The sequence below is a fragment of the Ruegeria sp. SATB027 genome (assembly GCF_059613825.1).
On the sequence record NZ_JBXWTH010000002.1, the window covers coordinates 1 to 6,562 of the forward strand.

General features: G+C 56.4%; 8 protein-coding genes and 2 pseudogenes. 1 reads left to right on the forward strand and 9 read right to left on the reverse strand.

The features are described 5' to 3' along the window. Positions 1-53: 53 nt before the first annotated feature. The 5 genes from AC2FPW_RS00025 to AC2FPW_RS00045 all read right to left on the reverse strand — a co-directional run bounded on the left by AC2FPW_RS00025 (position 54) and on the right by AC2FPW_RS00045 (position 2,302). A complete protein-coding gene (locus tag AC2FPW_RS00025; RefSeq protein WP_496812153.1) occupies positions 54-194 on the reverse strand; it encodes a hypothetical protein in 141 nt (46 codons plus the stop codon). Continuing rightward, positions 187-465, reverse strand: a complete 279-nt coding sequence (locus tag AC2FPW_RS00030) for a VirB3 family type IV secretion system protein (protein ID WP_496812154.1) — start codon at positions 463-465, stop codon at positions 187-189. The genes AC2FPW_RS00025 and AC2FPW_RS00030 overlap by 8 nt, the downstream gene beginning before the upstream one ends. A gap of 3 nt (positions 466-468) precedes the next feature. Continuing rightward, the gene (locus AC2FPW_RS00035; RefSeq protein ID WP_496812155.1) at positions 469-750 is read right to left on the reverse strand and encodes a hypothetical protein; all 282 of its coding nucleotides are present in this window, start codon (positions 748-750) and stop codon (positions 469-471) included. Then, positions 747-1,418, reverse strand: coding sequence for a lytic transglycosylase domain-containing protein (locus AC2FPW_RS00040; protein ID WP_496812156.1), 672 nt, complete (start codon positions 1,416-1,418; stop codon positions 747-749). Before AC2FPW_RS00040 ends, AC2FPW_RS00035 begins: the two co-directional genes overlap by 4 nt. Positions 1,419-2,011: 593 nt before the next feature. Then, entirely contained in the window at positions 2,012-2,302 is a 291-nt protein-coding gene (locus AC2FPW_RS00045; protein ID WP_496812157.1) for a hypothetical protein, read from the reverse strand. 290 nt (positions 2,303-2,592) lie between these two features. Here AC2FPW_RS00045 and AC2FPW_RS00050 point away from each other — a divergent pair. Beyond that, positions 2,593-3,150, forward strand: a pseudogene (locus AC2FPW_RS00050) (helix-turn-helix domain-containing protein); the annotation flags it as partial. On the opposite strand, the pseudogene AC2FPW_RS00055 reads toward AC2FPW_RS00050, so the two are convergent. From AC2FPW_RS00055 to AC2FPW_RS00070, 4 genes and pseudogenes are all read right to left on the reverse strand, one after another. Beyond that, positions 3,148-3,432, reverse strand: a pseudogene (locus tag AC2FPW_RS00055) (transposase); the annotation flags it as partial. The pseudogenes AC2FPW_RS00050 and AC2FPW_RS00055 overlap by 3 nt on opposite strands. Positions 3,433-4,035: 603 nt before the next feature. After that, positions 4,036-4,329: a hypothetical protein gene (locus AC2FPW_RS00060; protein ID WP_496812158.1), complete on the reverse strand. Its 294-nt coding sequence runs from the start codon at positions 4,327-4,329 to the stop codon at positions 4,036-4,038. Beyond that, on the reverse strand, positions 4,329-5,522 hold the full coding sequence (locus AC2FPW_RS00065; RefSeq protein ID WP_496812159.1) for a Hint domain-containing protein: 1,194 nt from the start codon (positions 5,520-5,522) through the stop codon (positions 4,329-4,331). The genes AC2FPW_RS00060 and AC2FPW_RS00065 overlap by 1 nt, the downstream gene beginning before the upstream one ends. Before the next feature lie 407 nt (positions 5,523-5,929). Further along, positions 5,930-6,502 (reverse strand): tyrosine-type recombinase/integrase, encoded by a 573-nt coding sequence (locus tag AC2FPW_RS00070; RefSeq protein WP_496812160.1) that lies wholly within the window; start codon positions 6,500-6,502, stop codon positions 5,930-5,932. Positions 6,503-6,562 lie beyond the last annotated feature (60 nt).

Sequence of the window (6,562 nt, forward strand, 5' to 3'; positions counted from 1 at the left end):
GACCAACTGCTCATGCACCATTGCTACCCCACTGGATTCAAACAGGGAATCCCTCACGCCATTTGTGCAACAAAGCCATCCACGACATAACCGTAAGGAAGCATCTGGAAGAGCTGCATTTCATCCTTGCGCCAGCTCGGTTCGACCAGCGAGCGGGCAAGGGTCCACAGATCCCGTGCGGCAGGTTTAGGCACAGTAATAGTCTCCCCCATGTTGACGGCGGTTTTGGGTGGGTGGTGTTCTGAGGCGGGCTACAAACAGGATGCGGAAGAATGCGGGTTCCCATTCATAAAAGAGCCGCAACCCGGTGTAGAAAACAAAGGCCGTGATGATAGCCGCCACCAGGCCAACCATGAACAACGCTCCCATGAACAACCCTGCAATCACCAGAAGGTAGATCACGGGCAACCCGCCCCATTCTGCGGGGCGGTTCAGACCAAGAAAGACCGTATTGCGGCGTGGCATTGTTCAGGTCCCGATGAACGTGTCGGCCAGCCCGATGACCGAGCCAATCAGGATCGCGCCAATTGGCATTTTCAAAGAGCCCCAGCCGAAAATCCACGACAGGCAGCCCCAGATAAATCCGATACCGGCAATCGTGACGCCAATCACCTTTGAATCCGACAGGGTTTCGTTGATGAAATCGCCAACCGCATCTTGCAGCCAGCCTGCTGAGGCGGGCGCTGCGGTGATGATAAACACAGCCAGCGCAAAAAACGCCATCTGCTGACAGAACTTGGTCTTGGTCATAGGTTCTTACTCACTTTGCTGAGGATGGTCCGCACGTAGTTGCGGGTTTCGGTGAAGGGGGGGACGCCGCCATATTCGACGACGCGGTGAGGCCCGGCGTTGTAGGCGGCAAGCGCCAGCTTCCAGGTTCCGAACGCGCGGTACTGCGCCGCCAAATAGCGGGCACCACCGTCGAGATTTTCTGCTGGGTTCTTGGGGTTCACGCCCAGGTCCTTCGCCGTTCCCGGCATGAGCTGTGCAAAGCCATAGGCCCCCTTGGGTGACAGAGCGTCAGCCCGATACCGGCTTTCCTGCCAGACCAGTGCCATGAACAACTCGGCCGGAATGTCATGCCGATCCGCCGCTGCATGGATTTCTTTGACGATACGCTCCTGCGACCAGCCACCCGAGGCTTTCCGAGGCCGCGGTGCCTTGCCCGCAATCTCGATCTTTTCCTGTGGCTTGGCCTTCGGCGCTTCCGTTTTTTCGTCAAGCGTGTACTCACGCATCCGGATTGGGCGAACGACGCCATTGACGATTTCAGCCCGCGCACCGTTGAGAAACACGCTGCCATCCGGCTCGTATTCGATGACCTGGGCAGTCGCCGGGGCGGAATATGTCAGCGGCAGGGGGAGGCTGGCTGCGAGCAGCGAAACCGTGACGATTTTGCGCCTTGAATGCTTATTCATCGCGCCCGCCGGTGTTTTGAGTTGAGCCGCGCTGAATACCGTGCGTATCTTTTTGCTGGCCGTGTGTTTCATACCCCTCGCGGCTATCCGGTGCCGAGCCTCTACCCTTTACACTGCCGGCGCTGGCCCCCTTCGATGGGAGCGCACTCTGATCGGAGGGGGTTTCCTCATCGCCATACCCGGAAGCAGTTGACTGATCGTGATTTGCCTCTCGTGATGTCTCATGATTATCTGTCGCCACGCCGCGTCCATTGTCCGATGCGCGGCGCTTGTCCGCCGGTGCAAACCTCACATCTCGCCCGGCGGCATCCCCCTCCAGCTTTGGTTGCCCTTTTCTGGAGGGGGATCCTTTCCGACCCGGGAAGGCCTGCATGGGCGCATCAGCCGGGATCCGGCAGCGGCATTCCACGCGGTTGCGGTCTGCGCCCGCCAGAGCGTCTTGACCGGCTTGAGTGTCAAGGTTAAGTGGCGCCTGTCTCAGATGGAGATTCAACAGCCTGACCTCCGGATGAGATGCTGTAGCCTCCCGGCTTTCGAGCAGGCCGGGAGGTTGCTGGCATCGTTTCTGTGCCGGGAGAGTTTGGCGCGGTTGCTCATTGGATCACTTCATCCATGGCCAGGACGCCCAGTTCGATGGATTCCGAAACCTCGTCCGCAGGAACGGTAATGAACGGCCATCTTTGGCCTGCGTTCAGGGCGCGACGGCGCAGGGTATTGGCCTGATATTGATGCCCGCGCCACGCCCAGGTGGAACCTCGCGCAAATCCCTGACCGGACATATGCAGATAGTCCCTGCTTTCAGGGTCAAACAGCCGCACCTGCATCTGCGCTGCGTTGCGATCCCGGCTCAGGCGGTGCGCGTCTTTTTTCTGCGGAAAACTCATGAGGATACCACGGGTTGAGAAAGGGAATGGGGAGGGTTTTGGAGTGAGTGGTGGGCTGCATATGCACCTCCCCGGAACGGCACTTGGGGTAGTACCGTCGGCCTCGGTCCTTGTTCTGGGCCAGCATATGCAAGGGGTGTGTTCATGGAATTAATGGGTCAGCATTTCTTACTTATTTAACATAAACTTCATTATCTGCGTCGCGGTTTGTAGCCGCAAAGCTAAAATGTCACCCATGAGCAATTCAGGAATGTCACTCTGTCCTCAAAAATCATTGAGGGTGAGCAGACATGGGATGGGTGATGATGAGCGAGCGCGAGTTAAACCGCGTAGAGGTTTTGGCGCAGGTCGATGATGGACGGCTGAGCGTCGATAATGCGGCGAACATGTTGGACCTGACGCGGCGACAGATATTCCGGCTGTTGAAGCGGTATCGTCAGGATGGCGCGGCGGCAATCCGGCACAAGGCGCGTGGCAAACCTCCGAACAATCGCATTCATCATGCCAAGCGCGACTATGCGTTGTCGGTGATCAAAGAGAGTTACGCGGATTTCGGGCCGACACTGGCGGCTGAGATGCTGGCCGACCATCACGGGTTCAAAGTTTCACGAGAGACGGTTCGCAAATGGATGCAGGAAGACGGCATCTGGTTGTCACGCAAGCAGCGGCGCACATTTCACCAGCCGCGTTTGAGGCGGGAATGCTTTGGCGAGTTGATCCAGATCGACGGCTCTGATCACAGATGGTTCGAGGATCGGGGCGATCCCTGCACCCTGCTCGTCTTCATCGACGATGCTACCAGCACGCTGATGGAGCTGCGGTTTGTCACGTCTGAGAGCACGTTCAGTGCTGAAGTCTGGGACTTTCCAGTCAAGCCCTGCCAAACGCAGCAAGCTTTCGACGAAGCCCGTTGTCTGCCGCAAGGGCATGCCAAACAGCACCTTCATCGTCAGACAAACCTGGATCGCTGCGTCGCTGAACTCGGGTTGACGCCCCCGCTTGCCTGTCGGCGGCGCATGCCACGACATCTCGGGATCAAACCAGATCGATAGCGAACCGCGCTGCTTCAGCGCCGTGTTGTACGAAGGCCAGTTCCTGGTCTTGTACGTCGTAGGGGACCAACTGCTCATGCACCATTGCTACCCCACTGGATTCAAACAGGGAATCCCTCACGCCATTTGTGCAACAAAGCCCTCCATGGCCCAACCGGCTTAAGGCTGTGAGATCGGACAAATTCTGGAACATTTGTGAACAAAGCTGTGATGCTGGTTTTTCTGGCTTCTTTTTTCCCGGCTTTGTGCAGTTGAGGCTGGAAGGTTTTGGAACTGCCTCAATCGTAGTCACGAGCGGAATCTGATTGGTATTCTTCTGGAATATTCTGGAGTTGGTTTTTCAAGTTCCAGCTCTGGGGTTTCTCTCCATCCCGATGCCATTGGTTGCACCGGTGTCTCAGCCAGTCATTTCGATAGGCAATGCAAGCGCCTTTATCCACATCTTCATACCCGATCAGCACCCCGCAGCATCTGCACTCCGTAAATATTGGGGTTACTCCATCAGCGCCCCAGACGGGCTCAGCATATTCGACCCCACAGACACGGCAACAATAGGCGGAACGGGGGATTGCCGATAGCGGAAGGTTTCGGTGGCTCGGCGTTTCTCTGGTTTCGGGTGCCCGTTGGCTATTCCCCCACTCGCTGTCCATCGATGCTTTCCCGTCAGGCATCCTCTATCACTCAATACCCGTGCTGTTTCAGAAGCGCGTTGAGCCGTTCTGTCAGCCCCTCAGAATCCCCAACCAGCTTCATATCTCCGCACAACTGATGAGAGATCAGAAAGGCTGTTTCAAACGGCATTGAGGGGCGGGCTTGCTGCAAAAAGCTCATGAACTCGTATCTGCTGTCGTTGATGATGGCGACTTTTGGCCACGGGCCGCGCTCACAGGGATTACGGAAGGTGTTGGCCTCCTGAGCCACCGCAGGTGTGGTCATCAGGGCCGCGAGGGAAAAAGCTGCTACAAGGTGTTTCATCATTGCACTCCATCGAACTGTCCGCGCTGCACAAGCGGCTTGTTGTTGTTCTTGTGCCGTATCGCCAGCTTTCTGCCCATACGGCCATTGGCCAATTTACGACAGGACAAAGCTTCATAGTCAACATCAGCCAGTTCCGGAAAGAGGCTTAGTATCTCGGCTTTGGCCTCTGGGCCTACCGACTTTAGAGCCTGCGGGCCGGTGTAGAGGCTCTCTGTCAATGCCCCATTGGAAAACACGACCTCGTGGCGGTCAAACAGAATATGGACATAGGTGACCTCCGTCACATCGTCAGCAACATCAATCCCTTCCTGCAGCACCAGATGCTTGGCCGCAACCAGAACTTCGGTATCACCAAACATCCGCAAGGCAATTTGTGAGCGGACCAGCACCCGATGCTGCGGGGAGACCACCAAATCTTGAACTGGTGTGGCATCACCCAAAGCGCCAGCGCGGATGCGAATAGGACGCAGATTGGGGTGCGCGTCAAGATCATTTGCTGACAGACGCCGTGTCCCGATCCAGCGGATCGGTTGATAGCCATCATCCACAGTCAGCACCGCATCCCCCTGAGACAGAGCCTCGACCGCGATCTCGCCCGCCTGTGTCTTGATCAAGGTACCAGCGGTGAAACACGTGAAGGACACAGTATCCAGATGGGTGACGTCGCCATTGCTGGTCGAATACTCGCCAGCAATCAGAAACTCTTCGATATCCGCAAGCACAGCTTTGATTTCTGCTTCAGTCGCCGGTAGTCCCGTGGCCTGGTTGATCCAGTTGCCATCATCAAAATCGACGCTGATATTCACCCACGCGTTCTCGGTTGTGGGCGTCGGGATATCATAGGTGATTGTGACACCGTTGGTGCCGGTAACAATTATGTCGGTGGAAATATGGTTATCCAACCCAGTCGGGCCAGCGTTAGTGATGTAAAGTGAGTATTCGATTGACCCATGGTATTTTCCTGAGTGATCGCCTAAGTAGCTGTCTGGAGCGCTAAAAAACGCAGTTCCACCAGCGTTGTCAGTGTACTCGATCACACCATCTGGATGGGGTTCGGAGGGAGAGTTACCCCCGCTGGACTGATATATCAAAGGCCCGCTGGCGGTGACACCCTCTTCCGCCATAGTGATGTTTTGTTTGACGGTCCAGCCTTCTCCGTCGGTGTCAAAGTCAGTTGTCACAATAGGCATGAGATTATACCTCTATCATTCACACGCGCCCGGTTTGAACATCATTCAAAACCCTTAGTTAGAAACTCATAAGCCGATGCGAGGACTGGAGACGAGGTGTAGCTTACGTTTGCTGACTATACATATACCAGCCCGCTGCACAGCTTTGGCGAATCACTTGGCTGCCGGGCGCATCTATAGAGTATCCCCCCCCCCCCAAAAAAAAACCACCATTTCCACTGGCTGAGCACGAAACACTGTGTTTCGGCTTCGAAAAGGCCTGAGATTCATCGGCCAGCTATAGCGGAGTCCCGACCCGGTCAAGCCATCCCTTTTGGTTTAGCCGCCCTGACGTGCAAGCCGCCATCTGACCCGACCCCCTCACGACGGACACTGCCGGATATTGTAAACGTCACTTCTTGTATCCTCTACCACAGCCCTTCGAAGCGGCCCGAAGCCGTGCGTGTGTAATGTGCGGTATGTCGCGGATCCCGATGCCCCAGATAATCCTGGATCAGGCGTAAATCATGTCCTTTGTTGGCCAATGCAAACCCACAGGAATGGCGCAGCATATGCGGATGGATATGTCCCAGCTTCGCCTGCTTGCCTGCCCGCGCAACGATGTAGTTCACCGCCTGGCGGGTAAGGGGCTGTTTGCGTTCAGACACAAACAGCCATGGAAGCGCATCCTCTCGCAACGCCAGCCAGCGGCGGATCGCGCGCAACTCATTCCCTGCAATGGGTTGCTCGACGCTAAGCCCATTCTTCAGGCGCGATATCCAAAGGCGCGCTTGATCGAGATCTACATCAGTGCGGCGCAAGGCGACGGCTTCCGATACACGCAACCCGTGCCGGAACATAAACAGCAGCAAGAGATGATCCCGAACACCATGACGGCCACGTTTGGCAGCCTTCAATAGCCGGTCGATTTCAGCCTCTCCCAGAAAGTCCCGACCGCGCTCATGGCTATCGGCAGGGCGGTCAGGCTCTGTTGCACAAATCGGATTTTGAGCGCAGTTCCCCTTTCCCCGGACGGACTTATCCTACGGGCTCTGTGACAG

Coding starts and splice junctions, on each gene's coding strand:
- AC2FPW_RS00030 (WP_496812154.1), bottom strand. CDS start 465: ATGCCACGCCGCAATACGGTCTTTCTTGGTCTGAACCGCCCCGCAGAA.
- AC2FPW_RS00035 (WP_496812155.1), bottom strand. CDS start 750: ATGACCAAGACCAAGTTCTGTCAGCAGATGGCGTTTTTTGCGCTGGCT.
- AC2FPW_RS00040 (WP_496812156.1), bottom strand. CDS start 1,418: ATGAATAAGCATTCAAGGCGCAAAATCGTCACGGTTTCGCTGCTCGCA.
- AC2FPW_RS00045 (WP_496812157.1), bottom strand. CDS start 2,302: ATGAGTTTTCCGCAGAAAAAAGACGCGCACCGCCTGAGCCGGGATCGC.
- AC2FPW_RS00060 (WP_496812158.1), bottom strand. CDS start 4,329: ATGAAACACCTTGTAGCAGCTTTTTCCCTCGCGGCCCTGATGACCACA.
- AC2FPW_RS00065 (WP_496812159.1), bottom strand. CDS start 5,522: ATGCCTATTGTGACAACTGACTTTGACACCGACGGAGAAGGCTGGACC.